This is a genomic window from Halorubrum sp. JWXQ-INN 858 (assembly GCF_009806985.1).
Taxonomy (GTDB): Archaea; Halobacteriota; Halobacteria; order Halobacteriales; family Haloferacaceae; genus Halorubrum.
On record NZ_WUAX01000011.1, the window covers coordinates 408,538 to 427,755 of the forward strand.

General features: G+C 70.3%; 19 protein-coding genes. 6 read left to right on the plus strand and 13 right to left on the minus strand.

Annotated elements, in window-relative coordinates; all coding sequences use genetic code 11:
- Positions 1-41: 41 nt before the first annotated feature.
- Together ilvA and GRS48_RS10815 are read right to left on the minus strand one after the other, a co-directional pair.
- Complete coding sequence (gene ilvA, locus GRS48_RS10810; RefSeq protein ID WP_159486321.1) at positions 42-1,295, minus strand: threonine ammonia-lyase; 1,254 nt, start codon at positions 1,293-1,295, stop codon at positions 42-44.
- A gap of 135 nt (positions 1,296-1,430) precedes the next feature.
- On the minus strand, positions 1,431-1,949 hold the full coding sequence (locus GRS48_RS10815; RefSeq protein ID WP_159486323.1) for a hypothetical protein: 519 nt from the start codon (positions 1,947-1,949) through the stop codon (positions 1,431-1,433).
- Positions 1,950-2,063: 114 nt separating this feature from the next.
- On the opposite strand from GRS48_RS10815, the gene GRS48_RS10820 reads away from it, so the two are divergent.
- The 4 genes from GRS48_RS10820 to GRS48_RS10835 all read left to right on the plus strand — a co-directional run bounded on the left by GRS48_RS10820 (position 2,064) and on the right by GRS48_RS10835 (position 6,024).
- Positions 2,064-2,933 (plus strand): CbiX/SirB N-terminal domain-containing protein, encoded by an 870-nt coding sequence (locus GRS48_RS10820; RefSeq protein ID WP_159486325.1) that lies wholly within the window; start codon positions 2,064-2,066, stop codon positions 2,931-2,933.
- A 3-nt stretch (positions 2,934-2,936) separates the two neighbouring features.
- Positions 2,937-4,118: a DR2241 family protein gene (locus GRS48_RS10825; RefSeq protein WP_321168403.1), complete on the plus strand. Its 1,182-nt coding sequence runs from the start codon at positions 2,937-2,939 to the stop codon at positions 4,116-4,118.
- A gap of 275 nt (positions 4,119-4,393) precedes the next feature.
- Positions 4,394-5,230, plus strand: a complete 837-nt coding sequence (locus GRS48_RS10830; RefSeq protein WP_159486327.1) for a proline dehydrogenase family protein — start codon at positions 4,394-4,396, stop codon at positions 5,228-5,230.
- A 137-nt stretch (positions 5,231-5,367) separates the two neighbouring features.
- Positions 5,368-6,024, plus strand: a complete 657-nt coding sequence (locus tag GRS48_RS10835; protein ID WP_159486329.1) for a DUF502 domain-containing protein — start codon at positions 5,368-5,370, stop codon at positions 6,022-6,024.
- A gap of 101 nt (positions 6,025-6,125) precedes the next feature.
- Here the strand turns inward: GRS48_RS10835 and GRS48_RS10840 are convergent, their stop codons facing one another.
- Positions 6,126-6,773, minus strand: coding sequence for a bifunctional 4-hydroxy-2-oxoglutarate aldolase/2-dehydro-3-deoxy-phosphogluconate aldolase (locus GRS48_RS10840; protein ID WP_159486331.1), 648 nt, complete (start codon positions 6,771-6,773; stop codon positions 6,126-6,128).
- Positions 6,774-6,923: 150 nt separating this feature from the next.
- Here GRS48_RS10840 and GRS48_RS10845 point away from each other — a divergent pair, with 150 nt between their 5' ends.
- Positions 6,924-7,337, plus strand: coding sequence for a DUF3830 family protein (locus GRS48_RS10845; RefSeq protein ID WP_159486333.1), 414 nt, complete (start codon positions 6,924-6,926; stop codon positions 7,335-7,337).
- Between the two features lie 56 nt (positions 7,338-7,393).
- Here the strand turns inward: GRS48_RS10845 and GRS48_RS10850 are convergent, their stop codons facing one another.
- Together GRS48_RS10850 and GRS48_RS10855 are read right to left on the minus strand one after the other, a co-directional pair.
- Entirely contained in the window at positions 7,394-8,149 is a 756-nt protein-coding gene (locus tag GRS48_RS10850) for an ABC transporter permease (RefSeq protein WP_159486335.1), read from the minus strand.
- On the minus strand, positions 8,146-9,282 hold the full coding sequence (locus tag GRS48_RS10855) for an ABC transporter ATP-binding protein (protein WP_159486337.1): 1,137 nt from the start codon (positions 9,280-9,282) through the stop codon (positions 8,146-8,148). Before GRS48_RS10855 ends, GRS48_RS10850 begins: the two co-directional genes overlap by 4 nt.
- Before the next feature lie 153 nt (positions 9,283-9,435).
- Here GRS48_RS10855 and kynU point away from each other — a divergent pair, with 153 nt between their 5' ends.
- The gene (kynU, locus tag GRS48_RS10860; protein WP_159486339.1) at positions 9,436-10,839 is read left to right on the plus strand and encodes a kynureninase; all 1,404 of its coding nucleotides are present in this window, start codon (positions 9,436-9,438) and stop codon (positions 10,837-10,839) included.
- A 46-nt stretch (positions 10,840-10,885) separates the two neighbouring features.
- Here the strand turns inward: kynU and GRS48_RS10865 are convergent, their stop codons facing one another.
- From GRS48_RS10865 to GRS48_RS10900, 8 genes are all read right to left on the minus strand, one after another.
- The gene (locus GRS48_RS10865) at positions 10,886-11,881 is read right to left on the minus strand and encodes a YeiH family protein (RefSeq protein WP_159486341.1); all 996 of its coding nucleotides are present in this window, start codon (positions 11,879-11,881) and stop codon (positions 10,886-10,888) included.
- Entirely contained in the window at positions 11,881-12,087 is a 207-nt protein-coding gene (locus GRS48_RS10870) for a hypothetical protein (protein WP_159486343.1), read from the minus strand. Before GRS48_RS10870 ends, GRS48_RS10865 begins: the two co-directional genes overlap by 1 nt.
- Positions 12,088-12,094: 7 nt before the next feature.
- Positions 12,095-13,537, minus strand: coding sequence for an FAD-dependent oxidoreductase (locus GRS48_RS10875; protein ID WP_159486345.1), 1,443 nt, complete (start codon positions 13,535-13,537; stop codon positions 12,095-12,097).
- Positions 13,538-13,775: 238 nt separating this feature from the next.
- Positions 13,776-14,492, minus strand: coding sequence for an HD family hydrolase (locus GRS48_RS10880; protein WP_159486347.1), 717 nt, complete (start codon positions 14,490-14,492; stop codon positions 13,776-13,778).
- A gap of 6 nt (positions 14,493-14,498) precedes the next feature.
- Complete coding sequence (locus GRS48_RS10885; protein ID WP_159486349.1) at positions 14,499-15,194, minus strand: phosphoribosyltransferase; 696 nt, start codon at positions 15,192-15,194, stop codon at positions 14,499-14,501.
- A gap of 68 nt (positions 15,195-15,262) precedes the next feature.
- A complete protein-coding gene (locus tag GRS48_RS10890; RefSeq protein WP_159486351.1) occupies positions 15,263-16,777 on the minus strand; it encodes a tripartite tricarboxylate transporter permease in 1,515 nt (504 codons plus the stop codon).
- The gene (locus GRS48_RS10895; protein ID WP_200840252.1) at positions 16,774-17,709 is read right to left on the minus strand and encodes a hypothetical protein; all 936 of its coding nucleotides are present in this window, start codon (positions 17,707-17,709) and stop codon (positions 16,774-16,776) included. The genes GRS48_RS10890 and GRS48_RS10895 overlap by 4 nt, the downstream gene beginning before the upstream one ends.
- A gap of 216 nt (positions 17,710-17,925) precedes the next feature.
- Positions 17,926-19,038 carry a tripartite tricarboxylate transporter substrate binding protein gene (locus GRS48_RS10900; RefSeq protein ID WP_200840253.1) on the minus strand — a complete coding sequence of 371 codons (1,113 nt, stop codon included), beginning with the start codon at positions 19,036-19,038 and terminating at the stop codon, positions 17,926-17,928.
- Between the last annotated feature and the right edge of the window lie 180 nt (positions 19,039-19,218).

The window sequence follows — 19,218 nt, forward strand, 5'->3', positions numbered from 1 at the left end:
CGGACGGCCGGAGATCAGTCAGACGGACGGCCGGAGATCGGTCAGGCGGACGATCCGGCACCGGTCGTACGCTCGACGACGTAGCCCGCGCCGCGGACGGCCGTCAACACGCGCTCCATGTGGGCGGGGCCGTTCGTCTCCACCTCGAAGACGAGGTCGGCGTCGCCGACGGGGAGGTCGGGCCGGCTGCGCTCGTGACGCACCGTCCGGATGTTCGCCCCTTCCGCGCCGATCAGCGTCGAGATCTCCCCCATCTTCCCGGGGCGGTCGTCGATCCGGACGGCCAGCTCGATCAGCTGGTGGCGGTCGACCAGCGCGTGGGTCAATACCTCTTGAAGCGTGGTGATGTCGATGTTGCCGCCACACAGCAGGGGAACGACCGTCTCGCCAGCCAGGTCGAGCTCGTCGACGACGGCGTCGTTCATCAGCGCGGCCGTCGCGGTCGCGCCCGCGCCCTCGACCATCTGTTTCGCGCGCTCGAGCAGCAGCAGGATCGCGGCGGCGACGTCGTCGTCGCTGACGACGACCACGTCGTCGACGTGCTCGCGGATCAGCCCGAACGTGAGGTCGCTCACGCCGCCGGTGGCGATCCCGTCGGCGATCGTGTCCGGGTCGTCGATCGACACCGGCTCGCCCGCCGCGAGGCTCGCGGCGACCGTGGCGGAGCCCTCGGTCTGGACGCCGACCACCCGCACGTCCGGCGCGCGGGCCGCGAGCGCGGCCGCGACCCCGCCGATCAGCCCGCCGCCACCGATCGGCGCGATCACGGTGTCGACGTCGGGGACCTGATCGAGCACCTCCAGCCCGAGCGTCGCCTGTCCGGCGACGATGTCGGGGTCGTCGAACGCGTGGATGAACCGGACCTCGGGGTCGTCGATCAGCGTTCGGGCGTGCGCCATGGCGTCGGGGAAGGCGGCCCCGTGGAGGACGACGTCCGCGCCGTAGCTCCGGGTCGCCTCGATCTTCGCCTGCGGGGCCGACTCGGGCATCACGATCGTCGAGTCGAGGCCGGCCTCGGTCGCCGCGAGCGCGACTCCCTGTGCGTGGTTGCCCGCGCTCGCGGCGACCACCCGGCGGATCTCCGGCTCGTCGGCGGCGATCCGCGCGAGGGCGTTGTGCGCGCCGCGGGTCTTGAACGACCCCGTCCGCTGGAGGTGCTCCATCTTGAGCAGCACCTCGGCCCCGCACCGCTCGCTCAGCGACCGGCTCCGCTCGACCGGGGTGCGTTGGACGATGTCGGCGGCGGCAGCCCGGTTCGCGGCGCGCTCGATCGCGTCGATGGTGACGGGAGACATACCGCCCGGATATCCGGGGGCGTCAAAAAGGTATCCGGATCCGGAACGCCGTTCCCGGCCGATCGGTCGGCTCGCGGCGGTCGATCAGCGGCGGTCGGCGTCGGTCAGCGACCGATCAGTGGCTTCCCCCGCCGCTCAGGCCTCGGAGGCGTCCGTCGGGACGCTCCCGAGCGCGGCCTCGACGGTCCGGACCGCGGTCGCGCCGTCGCGCCGCTCGACGACGACGAGCAGCGTGTCGCCGGCGACGCCGGCGGCCGCGACCGCGACCTCGACCGCCGCGAGCCGACCGAGCGCCGCCCCCAGCGCCGCCGGATCGACCGCGCCCGTCGCGACGATCGCGGTCCGGGAGCCCTCCGGAACGACCGCGGTCCCGCCGACCGTGAGGAGCGGCTCGTCCGCGGACGCGGGGGCGGTCACGACCCCGACCCCGCTCCGCATCGAGACGGTGGCGGTCCGCCCCGCCGTCGCGTACTCCGGGAGGTCCGCCCGGAAGCGGCGGAGGGCCGTCGCGATCGCGTCCGCGTCGCCGTCGAGGCCCGCATCGGCGGCGAGCCACTCGGCGGCCGCCGCGTGGTTCACCAGGCCGGCGCGGAGCGCGTCGCGGACGAACGGGCGTTCACGGACCGCCTCCCTCACCGCGGCTGCGAGCGACATGGGCGGTCGTGCGCGCGGATCCCTCAAGATCGTTTCGTTCCCCTTCGCCCCCGTTCCGCCCACGAGCCACGCCGCCTCCGAAGTCCCTAAGAGCGGCGCGCCCCGATCGGACGTATGCAGTCGCTCGTCATCGTCGCGCACGGCTCCCACCTCAACCCGGACTCGAGCGCGCCGACGTACGACCACGCCGACACGATCCGTGCGGTCGGGGCCTTCGACGAGGTCCGAACCGGCTTCTGGAAGGAGGAACCACACCTCAGGGAGGTGCTCCGGACGGTCGAGGGCGACGAGATCTACGTCGTCCCCCTGTTCGTCTCGGAGGGCTACTTCACCGAGGAGGTGATCCCCCGGGAGCTCCGGCTGGCCGGCTGGGACGTCGCCGAGTGGGACTCCGACGGGCTCTCCGCCGATCAGGCGACGCTCGTCGCCGAGGACATCGGCCGGGCGGTCCACTACTGTGGCCCCGTCGGCACCCACGCCGCGATGACCGACGTGATCGTCCGCCGCGCCGAGTCGGTGACCGACGACCCGGACGTCGGCGAGGGGTTCGGGCTGGCGGTCGTGGGGCACGGCACCGAGCGCAACGAGAACTCCGCGAAGGCGATCGAGTACCACGCCGACCGGATCCGCGACCGCGGCCGGTTCGACGAGGTGCGCGCGCTGTACATGGACGAGGACCCGGAGGTCGACGACCTCCCGGATTATTTCGAGAGCGACGACGTCGTGCTCGTCCCGCTGTTCATCGCCGACGGCTACCACACCCAGGAGGACATCCCCGAGGACGTCGGGCTCTGTGCGGACCACACGGAGGGATACGACGTGCCGGCGGTCGTCGACGGGACCCGCGTCTGGTACGCGGGGGCGGTCGGCACCGAGCCGCTCATGGCGGACGTGATCCTCGAACGCGCCGGGGAGGCCGGGGCGGACCTCGGCGGGGCGCTCGAGGACGTTCGCGAAACCACCCGCGTCGCCACGGGGGACTGACCCGTGACCGACGCCACCCGAAACGACACGACGGCCGCCGGCGACGTGGTCGACGTCGATCTCCCGGGAGACGCGTTCGACGCGTTGCTCGCGGCGGCGGACACGCTCGAGCCGGACGCAGTCGTCCGGTTCGAGGGGGGAACCCTCGCGGCTGACGACGACGGCTACGTGCTCGAAACCGGCGGCGACCGGCGGCCCGGGCTGGGCGACCGCGAGCTCCACGAGGCGCTCGCCGACCACGCCGCCGCCGTCACGGATTGGTACCTCTTCGAGCGCGTCGTCGGCGAGTTCGGCCCGCGGCGGGCGTTCCTCCGCTGGCTGGAGGACGCCGACGGGCTGCCCGTCGCGCGGCGATACGCCGCCCTCGCCGACGGGGTCGTCCGCGAGTGGGGCCAGCTGCGCGTCACCGCGACGGTGACGGACCGGGGCGAGCGCCGGTACGAGGTACGTCACGTCGACGACGCGGGCGTCGCCCATGAGGACCTGACCGCCCACGACGACCCCCGCGAGGCGCGCGAGATCGTGACGCTCGACGCGGACGGGCGCTACCGGCCCCTGAAGACCGCGCCGACGCTGCGGACCGGTTGGGTCTTCCCGGAGCTCGGCCCGCGGGAGGCGTACGAGACGGTCGAGACCGTCTACCCCGCGACGGTCGCCAACTGGTACCGCGAGCGGGAGGGGGAACTCGACGTCGACCACTGGCGCGAGACGATGGCGCGGCAGTCCGGGATCTACGGCGTCGTCGAGACGTGGGACCGCGGCGAGGGGCACGAGCACGTGAACTGGGTGGCCGAGACGTGCTGTGCGGACTCACAGTGCCTGAAGCGGCGCGAGTGGGAGTACGACGCCGACACCGACCTCGACGTCGACGGCGGCGACGGCGTCTTCCCCTGCCGCGAGCCGTGTTCGCTCGTGGTTTCGGCCGCGCGCAAGTGGACCCGTCTGGAGAGCGAACCGGAGCGAACCTACGAGTTCGAGTTGACCCCGAGCGAGAAGGAGCAGCTGGAGGCGCTTATCGACGCCGTCGCCGACGGCCGGATCGACGAGATCCGCGAGGCGGACGTTTATAAGGGAGCGAACCGCTACCGGACGCGGTTCCTCCGAGCGAAGCGGTTCGACGGGGACGGGAACCTCTGTGGCGTCCCGACCGATCCCGACGGCGACGACGCCGGCGACGGGGAGTGACGTGCCGGCCGACTACTAATAAACCCCGTCCGCAGCCGGTGACGTTCCGTTTATAAGTCCTATCCGCAGAGGCCACGCTTCGCTTATAAACTCCACCTCCCGGAGACCACGTCTCGCTTATAAACTACGTCCGCGAAGCGCCGCGCCCGACGGCCGCGAGTCGTCGATTCACCCTGGTTCGCCCGGGACTGGGCAGAAGGGGATAACGAGAGGCCAACGGGAGGAGGCACCGAAAAGTGACAACGGTAAAGACCGTGCCGCCGCAAGACGCGAGCATGATCCTTCCCATCGCGCGACGGTTCGTCGCCGGCGAGAGCGTTCCGGAGGCGCTCGAACACGCGCGGACCTGCAACGAGGACGGCGTGAAGGTAATCTTGAACCTCCTCGGCGAGCACTACGACGACCCCGCGGCGGCGCGCGAGGACGTCGACGCCTACCTCGCGCTGATCGACGACATCGCGGACGCCGACCTCGACGCCTGCGTCTCGGTGAAGCCATCGCAGATCGGCCTCGACGTCTCGGTGGACCTGTTCGAGGAGCATTATCGGGAGATCGTCGCGCACGCCCACGAGCACGACGCGTTCGTCTGGTGTGACATGGAGGACGCGGACACGACCGACGCCACCCTCGATGCGTTCGAGTCGATCGCCGAGACGTACCCGTGGAGCGTCGGCCAGTGTCTCCAATCGAACCTCAAACGCACCCGCGAGGACCTCGAGCGGCTCGTCGACGTCCCGGGGAAGATACGGATCGTGAAGGGCGCGTACGACGAGCCGGCGGCCGTCGCCTACACCGACAAGGCGCGGGTGAACGAGGCGTACCGCGCGGACATCGAGTACCTGTTCGAACACCGCGATCGAGGCGTCGCCGTCGGGAGCCACGACCCCGCGATGGTGTCGCTCGCGACCCGTCTCGCCGACGAGTTCGGCACCGACTACGAGGTACAGATGCTGATGGGCGTCCGCGAGGACGCCCAGCGCGACCTCGCGGCGCAGGGCGTCGACGTCCACCAGTACGCCCCGTACGGCGACAAGTGGCTCTCGTACTTCTACCGGCGGATCCGCGAGCGCAAGGAGAACGCGCTCTTCGCCGTGCGCGCGATCGTCGGGTGATGTCCCGTCGTCGACGACGGCGGCCGGGAACGGTCGACGACGGCAGCCCGGGAACGGTCGTCGACGGCGGCCCGGGACGGTCGTCGTCGACACGTAGAAGCCCTCTTAAGGGCCCCCGACACATAGTGGGTCGATAGATGTCCACGTGGAAGCGCGACTTCGCGAGCGGCCTCATCGTGTTGGCCCCACTCCTCGTCCTCCTGTTGGTTATTCGGTGGATCTACCGGCACATCGCGTCGATCCCGCTCATCGACGCGCTCCAGCCGGAGATCATCCCCGGCCCGCTGCTGCCCTTCTCGCGCGTGATCATCGCCATCGCCGTGTTCACGACGCTCGTGCTCGCGGTGGGGTACTTCATGCGGACGACGCTCGGCCGGCTGGCGGAGTCGAAGATCGACGACAGCATAAACCGGATCCCCGCGCTCCGCGTGGTGTACAACGCCTCGAAGCTCGCCGTCGAGACCGCCCTCTCCGGCACCGACGAGCTGCAGAGCCCCGTCTACCTCGAGACGTGGGCCGGGATCCGAATGACCGCGTTTAAAACGGGGAAGAAGACCCGCGACGGTAAGATCGTCCTGTTCATGCCGACCGCGCCGAACATCACCTCCGGGTTCGTGATCGAGGTCGAACCCGAGCGGATCGAGGAAACCGGCGAGAGCGTCGAGGAGGGGATGACCCGGATCCTCTCGGCGGGGTTCGCCGACTCCGCCCATCAGATCCCGGTCGAGGAGGAGCGCCCCGCGGACGCCGACGGCACGCGCGGCGACGAGCGGTCGCACGACCCGCGCCCCTGAACCGACCGCGCTCTTGAACCGACCGCGCTCCTGAACCGACCGCGCTCCTGAACCGACCGCGCTCCTGAACTGACCGCGCCCCTGGACCGACCGCGCCGATCTCAGTCGTCCGTGCGAGCGTCCTCGACGATCCGGGAGAACTCCCGGGCCGTCTCCGTGATCGCCTCGTAGTCGCCGCGCTCGGCCGCCTCGTAGTCGACGAGCGCGCCGCCCGCACCGACGGCGAACGCGCCCGCCGCGAGGAAGTCGGCCGCGTTGTCGAGCCCGACGCCCCCGGTCGGCATCATCGGGACCTGTCCGAGCGGCCCCTTCATCGCCGCGAGGTGACTCGGACCGACCGTCGAGGCGGGGAACACCTTCACGAAGTCCGCGCCGGCTTCGTAGCCGCGGATCGCCTCCGTCGGCGTCATCACGCCGGGCGCGCTGACGGCCCCGTACCGGTTGCACGTCTCGATGACGTCCTCGTGGAGGCTCGGCGAGACGACGAACTCCGCGCCGGCCATGAGCGTCGTCCGGGCGGTCTCGGCGTCGAGGACGGTCCCCGTCCCGACCACGGTTTCGCCCTCGGAGAAGGAGCCGGCGACGTCCGAGATGAGGTCGGCGACGTCCGGGGTGTCGGCCGTCACCTCGATGGCGGTGACGCCGCCCTCGCGGAGCGCGTCCGCGATGTCGATGAGCTGGTCCGCCTCGACGCCGCGTAACACCGCGACGACGCCGCTGTCGACGATCCGGTCGAGCGTCTCGTTCATGACTCACTCACGGCCGAGTGAACACTTAAATGTGGGTGGGGTGGCCGCGAGTCCGGCGTGGACCGCTTCGGATCGGCCGACGACCGTGGCGGCTTCGCCGCTCGGAGTCGACTTTTAACCCCGTCGTGCACGTGGGTCACGACGCCACCCATGCTGGAGATCGAGATCGAGGATACGACGTTCGAGGCCGAGTTGCACCCGGACCGCGCGCCGGAGTCCGTCGCCGCCGTTCGCGACTTCCTGCCGCTCGAATCGGAGCTGATGCACGTCCGCTGGAGCGGCATCGCGACGTGGATCGAGATCGACGAGATCGACCTCCCGGAGATCCCACGGGAGAACCACACCGTCTATCCCTCCCGGGGCGACCTCCTCCTGTATCCGGGCTACCGGAACGAACAGGAGATCCTGTTCCCCTGCGGGCCCACCTGCTTTAAAAGTCCCGCGGGCGAGCTGGCCGGCAACCACTTCGCGACCGTCGACGCGACCGCCGAGGAGCTGAAGGCCGTGGAGGAGGCGACGCTGCGCGACGGCGCCCACGACGTCGTCATTCGGGAGATCGAGTGAGCGCCGATCGGCCTGATCGATGGGGTTGCGTCCGCGAACGCGTCCTTTGACGGAACTCAGTCGGTTCGCGGGATCGCGTACGCGCCGACTGCGAGGAAAACGACCGCAAGAACGCTGAGGATGGCGAGATCGGTCGCCCACGCGGTTCCCTCGTAGGTGATCGCCCGGACGCCGCGTGCGAAGTACGTCAGCGGCGACGCGGCGACCGCCGGGAGGAACCACTCGGGCAGCAGCGACGGCGGGACGAACGTCTCCGAGAGGAACAGCAGGGGGAGCGCGACCGTGTTGCTGGCGGCGATGACCCCGTCCTGTGAGTCCGCGAGCGCGCCGAGGACGGCCCCGAACCCGCAAAAGAGTGCGACGCCGACGGCGACGAAGGCGGGCAGGACCGCGAGCGCCGGTGAGACGACGACCGTCGCGTCCGTCACCGCCACCACGAGCCCGAAGATCAGCAGGCTCGCCGCGCCGATGATCCCGACGTTGACGAGCGTGTGCGCGAGCAGCCACTCGACGCGCGTCAGCGGCGTCGTCGCCAGCTTCTCGAAACGCCCGCCGTCCCGGTGGCGGGCGATCTCCGATCCGACCCGCGACAGCGGCGTGAACAGCACGACGACCGCGAGATAGCCGGGGAGGTAGTAGCCGGCGGGCTCCGCGAACAGGCCGCCGCCGGTCGGCTGCGTCCGGACCAGCGCGCCGAAGATGACGACGAGGATCACGGGGAAGAAGAACGTGAAGAACACCGCGGTCCGCCGCCGGAGGAACGATCGCGCCGCGGCGGTCGCCTCCGCCCGGACCCGTCCCGCCCGGCTCATCGATCGACCACCTCCGCCGACGCGGGGACCGAGGCGTCGGCGACGGCGCGGGGCGAATACGCCTCGCCGGTGAGTCGGAGGTAGACGTCCTCCAACGTCGGCTCCGACCACGACAGCGACTCGAAGCCGACGCCCGCGGCCTCCAGCGCCGCGACCGCCTCGCCGATCCCTTCGGGGCGGACCCCGACGAACCGGAGCCCGGCCGGGGTCGCCGACACCTCGACCGCGGAGCCGTCAGCGATCCCGTCAGCGACCTCGTCGACGACCTCCTGTGTGGCCCTCTGGGTGGCCTCCTCGCCGTCGGACTCCTCGCCGCCGGTTCCCATGGTCTCGCCACCGGGTTCCCCGCCGCCGCTCCCCGCGGCTTCGTCCCCGGCGATCACGACCTCCAACCGGGGCTCGCCGCCGTGGTCGGCGATCAGCCGTTCGGGCGCGCCGACGGCGACGATCGCCCCGTCGCGCAACAGCGCGACCCGGTCGGCCAGCCGCTCGACCTCGTCCATCGCGTGGCTCGTGAGGAACACCGTGGTCCCCGCGTCGGCCAGGCCCTCGATCAGCCCGTGGATCGAGCGGCGGCCCGCCGGGTCGATCCCCGTCGTCGGCTCGTCCAGAAAGAGCAGGTCAGGGTCGTTGACGAGGGCAGTCGCGACGCAGGTCCGCCGCCGCTGGCCGCCCGAGAGCGTCTCGTACCACGCGTCCGCGTCGTTCGCGAGCCCGACGTCGCGGAGGACCGCCTCGACGTCGCGCGACTCGTCGTACAGCCCGCCGTAGTACGCGACCAGCTCGCGCGCCGTGAGCCGCTCGGGCGGGTCGAACGACTGCGGGAGGAGGCCGATCCGCTGTGGGTCGACCGCGTCCGGCCCCACACCGAACACCCGGACCCGCCCGTCGAAGGCGGTGGTCCCGGTAAGCGCGCGCACGAGCGTCGTCTTCCCGGCCCCGTTCGGCCCGATGAGCCCGAACACCTCGCCGGCGTCGACCGCGAGGTCGACCCCGTCGAGCGCGACCACGTCGCCGTACGCCTTCCGGACGCCCTCCGCCACGATCGTCGGCGGCTCCCCGTCCCCGCGCGTCGCTCCGTCGATCGACGCTCGCCCGGCCCCGTCGGCCCCGCCGACCGTCGTCTCGTTCATATCCCGCATCGGAGGGCTCGCCGCCTAAGGGTTGCTCTTCGGAGCCGGGTCGGCGAGGGCGGCGGTGAGGACGACCCAGCCGGGCGAGCCGGGGACGACCTCGCCCGTCCCGCGTCCCGGAAGGGCTTAGTCGTCGGCCACGCCCCCACGGGCATGGACTCGAACGAGGCCCCCGTCGATCCGTACGCAGCGGTCGACCGTGTGACGGACGAGGGTGCGGACCCGGCCACCGCCGCCGCTCGGCTCGACGCCGCGGACCCGCTCGCCGGCTTCCGCGACCGGTATCACGTCCCCGACGGCCGGCTGTACATGGACGGGAACTCGCTGGGTCCCGCGAGCGACGCCGCGCTCGCCGGGCTCGACCGCGTCGTCGACGAGTGGCGCGACCTCCTCATCCAGGGGTGGACCGACGCGGACCCGCCGTGGTTCGACGTCGGCGAGCGGCTCGGGGCCGCCCTCGCGCCGCTCGTCGGGGCGGCCCCCGCGGAGGTCGTCGTCGGCAACTCGATCACGGTGAACGTCCACGCGCTCGTCGGCACGTTCCTCGACGAGCTGCTCGCGGGTCGCGGTCCCGACCGCGACGGCCCCGACCGTGACGGCCACGCCGCCGCCAGCGAGTGGGACGCCGACGTGACGCCGGCCGTGTTGGCCAACGAGCTGGACTTCCCCTCCGATCACTACGCGATCCGCGGCCAGCTCCGCGCGCGGGGGATCGACCCGGCCGCGAAGCTCAGGACCGTTCCCAGCCGCGACGGGCGGACGATCGACCCCGCGGACGTCGAGGCCGCGCTCGAGGAGCACGACGACGTCGGGATCGTCTTCATGCCGACCGCGCTCTACCGCTCGGGCCAGCTGTTCGACGTCGAGCGGATCGCCGCGGCCGCTCACGACGCCGGCGCGTACGTCGGGTTCGACGCCGCCCACTCGGTCGGGGTCGTCCCCCACGCGTTCGCCGACGCGGGCGTCGACTTCGCCGTCTGGTGTACGTATAAGTACCTCAACGGCGGGCCGGGATCGGTCGGCGCGCTGTTCGTCGCCGAGCGCCACCACGGGCTCACCCCTTCGCTCCCCGGCTGGTGGGGCCACGAGAAGGCGACCCAGTTCGAGATGCGGCCGACGTACACCCCCGCCGACTCGGCGGGCGCGTGGCAGATCGGGACGCCGCCGTTGCTGGCGGCTGCCCCTCTCGAGGGGTCGGTCGCGGAGATCCGCGAGGCGGGCGTCGACCGGCTCCGCCGGAAGTCGCTCGCGCTCACCGACCTGCTGATCGCGCTCGTCGACGCTCGGCTCCCCGAGGTGTCGATCGGGACCCCGCGGGACCACGACGCCCGCGGCGGCCACGTCGCGCTCGAACACCCCGACGCCGAGCGGCTGAGCCGGGCGTTGAAGGCGCGCGGGGTCGTCGTCGACTTCCGCCCGCCGAACGTCGTTCGGGTCTGTCCCGCCCCCCTGTACACCGCGTTCGCGGACGTCATCGCGGTCGTCGACGAGCTGGCGGCGGTCCTCGACTCGGGGGCGTACGAGGCGTACGACGGCGACGACGGCGGCGTGACGTGAGAACAGCGTAGCGTAGAGCCGTGACGGGAGCGTCGTCCCGCCCGCCTCACAACAGGAGCCGGACCGCGACGAGCGCGAGCGCGCTCACGACCAGCAGGTGGATCAGGACGACCCCGACCGGGGCCGCGCCGACCTTGCGCATCTCGCGGACCCGGATCGAGAGCCCGAGCCCGACGAACGCGAGCGTGAACAGGGCGTTCGAGACGGCCCCGATCGAGTCGATCGCGGCCGCCGAGAGGACCCCGCTGTTGGCGATCACGGCGACGAGCAGGAAGCCGAGCAGGAACTTCGGGAACTCGGTCCACAGCTTCCGGACGCCGGGGTCCGTGGCGGACCGGGCGGTGTACGCGAGCGAGTAGGCGATCGCGACCCCGCCGAGCAGCGAGTTCCGGGCGAGCTTCGTCACGGTCGCCCACTGGCCGGCCTCCGCCGAGTGCGCGAACCCGGCGGCGGCGACCGGCCCGGTCGAGAACATGCTGACGCCGGCCCACACCCCGAACTGGCGGGCCGACAGGTCGAGCCATTCGCCAGCGAGCGGGAACGCGACGAGCGTGACGGCGTCGAACAGCAGGATCGTCGCCGCGGCGAACGTGAGCGCGGTCCCCCGCGCGTCGAGCACGCGCCCGACCGCGACGACCGCGGAGACGCCACAGATGCTCGCGCCGGCGGCCAGAAGCGACGGCGTCTCTCCGTCGAGCCGGAAGAGGAGCCGGGCGATCCCCTCCGCCAGCAGGACGCCGCCCGCGACCGCGGCGACGACGAGCGCGAGCACCGTCGGCCCCGCGGCGATGAACTCCTCGACGACGACCGCCGCGCCGAGCAGGACGATCCCCGTCTCCAAGAAGAGCTTGTGGGTGCCGACGCCCGCCTCGGCCGGCGCGGGCGTGCCGACGAGGTTCCCGACGACGACGCCGACGGCGACCGCGACGACGAGCGGCTGGAGGCCGTCGACGGCCCCCGCCACCAGGTGTGCGAACAGCGCCCCGGCACACAGCAGCGCCAGCCCGGGAAGGAGCGATCGGACCGCGGCGGTCGCCCCCATCAGAGGAGCTGCCCCAGCAGGTGTACGGCGACTATCGCCACCCCGAGCAGCAGGGCCTGCCAGCCCCGATCGAGTCCCGTCCAGGTCGCCACGAGGTGATCGCCGATGCCTGCCGCCGTCGCGTCGACGTCCCCGTCGGTCTCGATGGCGACCCCGTCGGTCTCGGTGGCGTCGTCCCCGTCGCTCGCGGGCTCGTTGGCGGGCATATTGCCGTCAGTCCCTCGCTCCGGGGACGACCGCGTCGTCGTCCGTGTCGTCCGCGGCGGTCCCGTCTTCCGCGGCGGTCTCGCCGTCGGCATCGGCCGCGCCCGCCGCAGTGTCGTCGCTCAGCCGGGGGAACGTGCCGATGGTCGCGTCACGGAACGCCGCCTCGTCGAACGAGTGGTCCCCGTCGAGGAAGCCGAGCAGGGTGTGGGTGTCGGCGATGGCGTTCTTCAGGCAGGTCGACGCGCCCGGCGAGGGCGTGATGTTGAACAGGATCCCGTCGCCGGTGATCTTCGCCTCGCCCATGTCGAGCGCCTTCGCGTCGGTGTCGACGATCTGCGGCCGGACGCCGCCGTAGCCGCTGGCGCGGTCGATGTCGGACGCCTCGACCGTCGGCACGACCTTTTGGACGTTCGGCAGGAAGGCCCGCTTGCCGACCTCCGGGACGTCGTACACCAGGTTCCGGACGACGTATGGGAACAGGATCCGGTCCGAGAGGACGTTCGCGTAGCTCGCGAACGACGCCGGCGTGAAGCCGAACACGTCGGCGAAGTCGGTCACCGTCGAGACGCGGCCGCGCTCGAGCGTCGGAACGACCTTCGCGGTCGGCCCGAACCGGGTGACGCTGCCGTCGTGGACGTCCGCGTCCCCGTGGACCGCCGCGAACGGGAGCTTCTTCATCTGGAGGGTGTACACCTTGCCGTTCAGCAGGTCGTCGGCGAGGAAGAAGCTCCCCGCCACCGGCAGGAGCGACTTGTCCTCGCCGTACCCCATCTCCTGGGCGAACTGGAGGCTGTGTGAGCCCGCCGCGACCGCGACCGCCTCGGCCGCGAAGTCGCCGTCGTCCGTCTCGACGCGGAACCCGTCGTCGGTCTCGTCGACGTTCGTCACGGTCGTCCCGAGGTGAACGGAGACGCCGTCCTCCTCGCGGGCGTCGTCGACGAACGATCCGGCGACCATCCCGTAGTCGACGACGTAGCCGTCGGGGGTCCGGAGCGCGAGCAGCTCGGTGTCGGGGTCACGGCCCTCGACGACCTTCGGCTCGAGCTCGGCGATCTCCTCGCGCCCGATCGGTTCGAGCTTCGGGAACAGCTCGCCGAACCCCTCGTCGTGGTAGCGCGCCTCGAGCTCGGCGACCTCCTCCTCGCCGACCGCGAGCACCATCTTGTTCCGCTTGCTGTGCATCTCGCGGTCGGGGTCGACGGCCTCGAGGTAGCCGGCCAGCAGCTCGGCACCCTCCTTTACTTCCTCGGCCTTCTCGAGGGTGTAGTTCGTCTCGATGTCGCCGAAGTGGAGCGTCTGGGAGTTGTTCGTGTGGTGGGAGTTCACCGCCGCGATCTTGCGCTCCTTCTCGATGAGGGTCACGTCGTCGACGTCGGTGAACTTCGAGACCGTGTACAGAAGCGATGCGCCGCTGATTCCGCCACCGATGATGATGAGGTCCGTATCCATGAATATCGTACCAGGGTCGTGCCGCGAGCACGCGGTTCTCACCCACAGTTCCCGACCGGAGGGTTAATTGGTTTCCTATCCGCGCACACGGTAGCGGCGATGAGTTCCGGAAAAACGGGTGCTCGGCGGCGACCGCCCGCACCGACCGGCGGGCCGTGCTCCGGTGTGATGCCCCCTCGTCAGTCGTGCGGTGCTCCGGTGTGACGCCCTCTCGTCCATCGTGCGGTGCGGAGCGCCCTCATCCGCCCGTTCGTTCCCGATACGCTCGATACCGCTCCCGGATCCGCTCGAACAGGCCGCGGCCGGCATCCGTCCGGAGCCGCGGCTCGGCGGTGGCGAAGAACTCGTCGAGGTCGTCGTACGCGACGAACGCGTCCGGGTCGCCGGCGGCGGGGTCGTACCGGTCGTCCCGCTCGTAGACCGTCGCCTGGAGGCAGCCGTCGAGCAGGTCACACTCCTTGACGAGCACCGCCTCCGGCGACTCCCGCGCCTCGTACGCCTCCCACGCTTCCCGGACCCGCTCGGGGAGCGGCCCGGCGAGGTCGACCATCGCGGCGCGCTCCGTGGCCGCCTTGGCGTCGGGGTCGACCGACTCCGCGTCGGGGTCGGCACGCCGCGGCACGTCGCCCGTCTCCGCCTCGGCGACGTCGTGGACGACCGCGAGCCGGAGCGCCCGATCGAGGTCGACGCCGGGGAGGTCCTCGCGGAAGCGGTCGCCGAGCGCCAACACGAGGTACGCCACCCCCCACGTGTGGGCGGCGACCGACTCTGGGTCACGGACGCCGCGGAGCTGCCAGCCGGTCCGGCACTCGTCCTTCAGCGCGTACGCGTCGAGGACCGCGTCGATGACGGCGGGATCGTCGGTCGCGTCCTCGCCTCCCGGGTGCTCGCACTCCTCGGCGGTGTCCTCGCTCTTCTCGGCGGCGTCGTCGCGCCCTCCGTCGCGAGCGTTCATGCCCGGCTACGCGGTCAGCCGCCACTCGCCGGGGGCGGCCGCCTCGATGACTTCCCGTCGATCCATCTCCGAGAGCACCTCCTCAAGCCGGGCGGGCTGGGCGATCTCCATCCCGATCCGGTCGATCCCGTGGAACTCATCGAGCGCGTGGCGGACGTCCTCCGCGTCGAACGTCTCGACGTCGGCCCGCTCCATCGCGCCCGAGACGAGGTCGATCATGTCCTCGATGAAGTTCCACGGGTAGACGACCCACGTCCACTCCTCTAACCGTTCGCCGACGAAGTCCGGGTCGAACTCGGAGCTGCCGAGCAGCTGGAGCGTGCCGGTCCGGATCTCGGCGGCGTCGCGCTCGGAGACGTACTCCTCCGCGCGACGGATCGAGCCGCCGGTGTCGGCGATGTCGTCGATGATCAGCACGTTCTTCCCCTCGACGCTTCCCTCCGGCATCGGGTAGCGGATCTGCGGCTCGTCGGACTTGACGCCGGTGCCCACGTAGTGTTCCATCTTGAGGCTCGTGAGGTCGTCGAGCCCGAGGAAGTCACAGATACACCGTCCCGCGAACCAGCCGCCACGCGCGAGCGCGACGACGACGTCCGGCTCGAAGTCCGCGCGTTTCACTTGGTCGGAGACGGTTCGACAGAGGCCGTAGATGTACTCCCAGTTGGTGATGGTACAGTCGAAGTCGTCCGGGAGGTCGCTCATATCCGGTCATGTATCGGCCGGCCCAATAAGGGGTCTGATCCGCGGGACGGACGCCCCGCGGACGGCCCTCACTCGCCCCTAAACCTCTCGACTCGGGCCTTGATGAACGGCCCGAACAGCAGCAGGAAGATCGCGACGGACAGCAGGAACGAGAGCGGCCGCCCGTGCGCGAACGGGTTGTAGAAGATGTCGTAGGTTCCCCCCGACAGCTGGAGCGCGGTGTAGAGGTTGTCCTCGGCGATGTCGCCGAGCACGACGCCGAGCACGAAGGCGATCACCGAGTAGTTGTACCGCACCATGTAGAAGCCGATGATACCGAAGACGATGATCGTGATGATGTCCATCGGGTTCACGCGGAGCGCGTACGTCCCGAGGAACGACAACACGATCACCATCGGAATGATGTAGTCGGTGTCGATCTTCGTGAGGTAACCGAGCCGCGTCACCGCCGTCAGCCCGAAGACGAGGATGACGACGTTCCCGACGAGCAGCGCGAGCAGCATCGTGTACGTCAACGAGAGCTCGCCACCGACCTGGAACATGCTCGGGCCGGGCTGCAGGCCGTGCATGAGCAGCCCGCCGATGAGCACGGCAGTCGAGGAGCTCCCCGGGATACCGAAGGAGATCGCGGGGACGAGCGACCCCGCGACGGTCCCGTTGTTGGACGCCTCGCTGGCGACGACCCCCTCGACGTTCCCGGACCCGAACGAGTCGGGGTCGTCGGACGCGCGGACCGCCTCGGAGTAGGCGACGAAGTTCGAGACCGTCGCGCCGGCCCCGGGGATCGCGCCGACGACCATCCCGATCATCCCGGATTTGAACACCGTCACCGGTCGCTTCACCGTCTCGATGATCCCCTCTTTGATCCCGGCGCGGTCGATCGTCACCTCGCCCTCGGCGATGCCGCCCTCCTGCCCGGCGAGTTTCATCATCTCCGCGATGGCGAACAGCCCGATCAGGACGGCGACGAAGTCGATCCCGTCGAACAGCAGCAACGAGTCGGCGTAGCGCCGTTCGAGCGCGATCGGTTGGGCGGACCCGACCGTCGTTATCAGCAGACCGGCGGCCCCCGCCAACAATCCCTTCGCGAACGAGCCGCGGGTGATCACGGTGATCATCGACAGCCCGAGCAGCGCGACGAGGAACCGCTCGGGGGTGCCGACCGCGAGGACTAACTCGATCAGGACCGGCGAGAACAGGATCAGCGCCGTGATCGTGAACAGCCCCGCGAACGCGGAGGCGGTCGCGGAGACCGACAGCGCCGTCGCCGCGCGCCCCTGTTTCGACATGGGATAGCCGTCGAACATGGTCGCCGCGGACGACGACACCCCGGGCGTGTTTATGAGGATCGCGGCGATCGACCCGCCGTACATCGACCCGCTGTAGACGCCGACGAGCAGGATGATCGCGTCGGCCGGGGCCAACGGGATCGTCAGCGGGAGGATGATCGCCATCCCCAGCGGCGGGCCGAGCCCCGGCAGCCCGCCGACGATGATCCCGACGATCACCCCGGCGAGGAGCCACACCATCGTGTCGAACGTCAGCAGGGCGTCGATCGCGCCGAGGAACGTCTCGACGGTCATAACAGCGACACCCCGAGGGGCGTCGCATCAGTAAGGAGTCGAAGTAACGGATAGATGACGTACCGGTCGATAACCCTGAAGAGGGGCTGTAACAGCGGATCCACGTACCACGCGTACAGGTCGTCCGGCGGCGTCGGCTCCCACCCGGTCAGCCACCCCTCCGAGATGTCCGACTGGATGACGTCGTAAAACAGGTACGAACAGACCAGGCCGAGTCCGGTCAGCGCCGCCCCCTTGGCGGCGTCCATGCCGACCCACAGCGCCCACGCGGCGACGAACACCGGCGTCGCGTACAGCATCCCGATCGCGAACGTCAGCACCATGTAGCCGGTACACAACAGCCCGGTCACGACCGGCCCCTTGGGGTCGTCGATCTCGTAGACGTACATCGCGCCCGAGTCGCCCTCCGCGTCCGAGTCGACGGATTCGTCGTCCGCCGCCGTTTCGTCGTCATCGTCCCCGATGAGGTCGTCCTCGCCGAGCACCTGCATCGGCTCGGCGATGAACGACTCCGCGCCGTCGACCAGCTGCGTCCTGAACGCGCCGGTCGCGACGAGCAGCCCGACGCCCACGAGGATGCGGGCGAGCCCCCCGTCGTCGGCGAGGAAGGCGAGCGCGCCGGTATAGACGGCGTATCCGCCGAGAACGGCCGCCAACACCGGGACGACGGCGTGGAGGTAGTTCCGAACGAGGATCAGAAACGAGAGGAGCGCGGTCGCGCCGGCCATGATCCGCGGGAACTCCGCGGCGGCGGGCGAGAACTCGAGCGCGCCCCAGTACATGTACGTGCCGGCCACCAGGAACAACGACAGGAGGACGTGCTCCATCGTCGGGCGCTCGCGAAGCACCGGTTCGATCGCGTCGGCGAGCACCCGCTGTGCGTCCCGGAGGCGGGCCAACAGTTCGTCGGTCGTCGATTCGTCTTGTACCATCGTGTATCAGTTCACGGCGCTGCGGTTCGACCGGATCCGTCGATGCGGTCGACCCGAATGGGTCGGTCGGTCGGGTCGGTCCGGACGGGCCGGTCGGTTGCGACCGACCGAGCCGTCGCTTCCGGGTCGGTCGTCTTCATCAAGCGATCCGTTCGTGGTCTCGACACGTTCCATCGTCGGCGTCTAAAATATGTCAGGGTGCCGGGTGGGAGCGGACTACTCCTGCGCGAGCGCGAGGAACTCGTCGAAGCCGCCGATGGCGGCGTCGACCTCGGCCTCCATCTGCTCGACGATCCCGTACCAGAGGTCCTCGGACTCCTGGACGTCGCCGTACTGGACGATGTTGCCGGTGTCCTCCGACCACTGCTGGACGGAGTCGGACTCGACGGCGTGTTCGACCGCGTCGGAGAGCGTCTCCTTGATGTGGTCGGGGGTGCCGGCGGGCGCGAGCTGCGTGAGCGTGAACTCGGTGATCCAACCCAGGCTGTCGCCGTAGTTGTCGATGCGGTCGATCTCCGGCCAGGTGCCCGTGAGGTCGATGTCCATCAGGTTGACGATGGCGCTCGCCTCGCCGGACTCCTCGGCGTTGACCGCGGAGGTGTTCGTCGCGAAGCCGGCCGCGACCTCGCCGCTGATGACGGCCTCCATCGTCGGGCCGCCGCCGTCGTAGGGGACCTCGTTGCCGTACTCGAGGCCGTAGTTGTCGCGCAGAAGCAGCGTCGTCAGGTGCGAGTCGCTCCCCGCGCCCTGGTAGCCGAAGTTCTCGATGTCGCCGTCCTGGTAGGCGTCACGGAGCGAGCCGTAGTCGTCGATCCCGTACTCGTCGGCGACGTCGTTGTTGACGATGAGCGTGTAGCCGAACACGCCGGAGTACGCGAACGGGTCGAAGTCCTCCTCGATGTGCCAGCCTTCGACCTCGTTGGCGCGCCAGGTGAAGTGTGCGCCCGCGCTGTTGATCGTCCCGAAGGTGTAGCCGTCGGGGTCGCGCGTCGAGAGCCATTCGGAGCCCGCGAGGCTGCCGGCCCCGGGACGGTTGTCGATGGTGATCGACTGGCCGAGCGGCTCCTCCATCGGCACGGCGACCTGCCGTGCGTACGTGTCGGTCCCGCCGCCCTCGGACCACGGCACCATCCACGTGAGGTCGTCGGTGGGGAAGTCGTCGCCTCCGTTGCCGTCGTCGGTCGCGCCGTCATCGGTCGCGCCGTCGTCGGCTGCACCGTCGTCGGCCGGGCCTTCGTCGCCGGGCTCGTCGTCCGCACAGCCGGCGAGTCCAACGATACCTGCGGTGCCGACGGCACCGGTCGTCCGAATGAAGTTTCGTCGTTGCATGCTGAACGATAGCAAGTTTCCCGAGGTAATAAGTCTGTGTATGTCATTCTAGAGGCAGTAATCTTCATCTATATCTCGAAAATAACGTGATTTAGCAACGACCGAGGATTCTTTTGTATATATCTTTCAATCGCCGTGTGTACACGCCTCGATCGGACATGGTCGATCCCTGCCCACGGC

Bases quoted from the DNA above. Each gene is read 5' to 3' on its own strand.
- ilvA (WP_159486321.1), bottom strand. From the start codon at position 1,295: ATGTCTCCCGTCACCATCGACGCGATCGAGCGCGCCGCGAACCGGGCT.
- GRS48_RS10815 (WP_159486323.1), bottom strand. From the start codon at position 1,949: ATGTCGCTCGCAGCCGCGGTGAGGGAGGCGGTCCGTGAACGCCCGTTC.
- GRS48_RS10820 (WP_159486325.1), top strand. From the start codon at position 2,064: ATGCAGTCGCTCGTCATCGTCGCGCACGGCTCCCACCTCAACCCGGAC.
- GRS48_RS10830 (WP_159486327.1), top strand. From the start codon at position 4,394: ATGATCCTTCCCATCGCGCGACGGTTCGTCGCCGGCGAGAGCGTTCCG.
- GRS48_RS10835 (WP_159486329.1), top strand. From the start codon at position 5,368: ATGTCCACGTGGAAGCGCGACTTCGCGAGCGGCCTCATCGTGTTGGCC.
- GRS48_RS10840 (WP_159486331.1), bottom strand. From the start codon at position 6,773: ATGAACGAGACGCTCGACCGGATCGTCGACAGCGGCGTCGTCGCGGTG.
- GRS48_RS10845 (WP_159486333.1), top strand. From the start codon at position 6,924: ATGCTGGAGATCGAGATCGAGGATACGACGTTCGAGGCCGAGTTGCAC.
- GRS48_RS10850 (WP_159486335.1), bottom strand. From the start codon at position 8,149: ATGAGCCGGGCGGGACGGGTCCGGGCGGAGGCGACCGCCGCGGCGCGA.
- GRS48_RS10855 (WP_159486337.1), bottom strand. From the start codon at position 9,282: ATGAACGAGACGACGGTCGGCGGGGCCGACGGGGCCGGGCGAGCGTCG.
- kynU (WP_159486339.1), top strand. From the start codon at position 9,436: ATGGACTCGAACGAGGCCCCCGTCGATCCGTACGCAGCGGTCGACCGT.
- GRS48_RS10865 (WP_159486341.1), bottom strand. From the start codon at position 11,881: ATGGGGGCGACCGCCGCGGTCCGATCGCTCCTTCCCGGGCTGGCGCTG.
- GRS48_RS10870 (WP_159486343.1), bottom strand. From the start codon at position 12,087: ATGCCCGCCAACGAGCCCGCGAGCGACGGGGACGACGCCACCGAGACC.
- GRS48_RS10875 (WP_159486345.1), bottom strand. From the start codon at position 13,537: ATGGATACGGACCTCATCATCATCGGTGGCGGAATCAGCGGCGCATCG.
- GRS48_RS10880 (WP_159486347.1), bottom strand. From the start codon at position 14,492: ATGAACGCTCGCGACGGAGGGCGCGACGACGCCGCCGAGAAGAGCGAG.
- GRS48_RS10885 (WP_159486349.1), bottom strand. From the start codon at position 15,194: ATGAGCGACCTCCCGGACGACTTCGACTGTACCATCACCAACTGGGAG.
- GRS48_RS10890 (WP_159486351.1), bottom strand. From the start codon at position 16,777: ATGACCGTCGAGACGTTCCTCGGCGCGATCGACGCCCTGCTGACGTTC.
- GRS48_RS10895 (WP_200840252.1), bottom strand. From the start codon at position 17,709: ATGGTACAAGACGAATCGACGACCGACGAACTGTTGGCCCGCCTCCGG.
- GRS48_RS10900 (WP_200840253.1), bottom strand. From the start codon at position 19,038: ATGCAACGACGAAACTTCATTCGGACGACCGGTGCCGTCGGCACCGCA.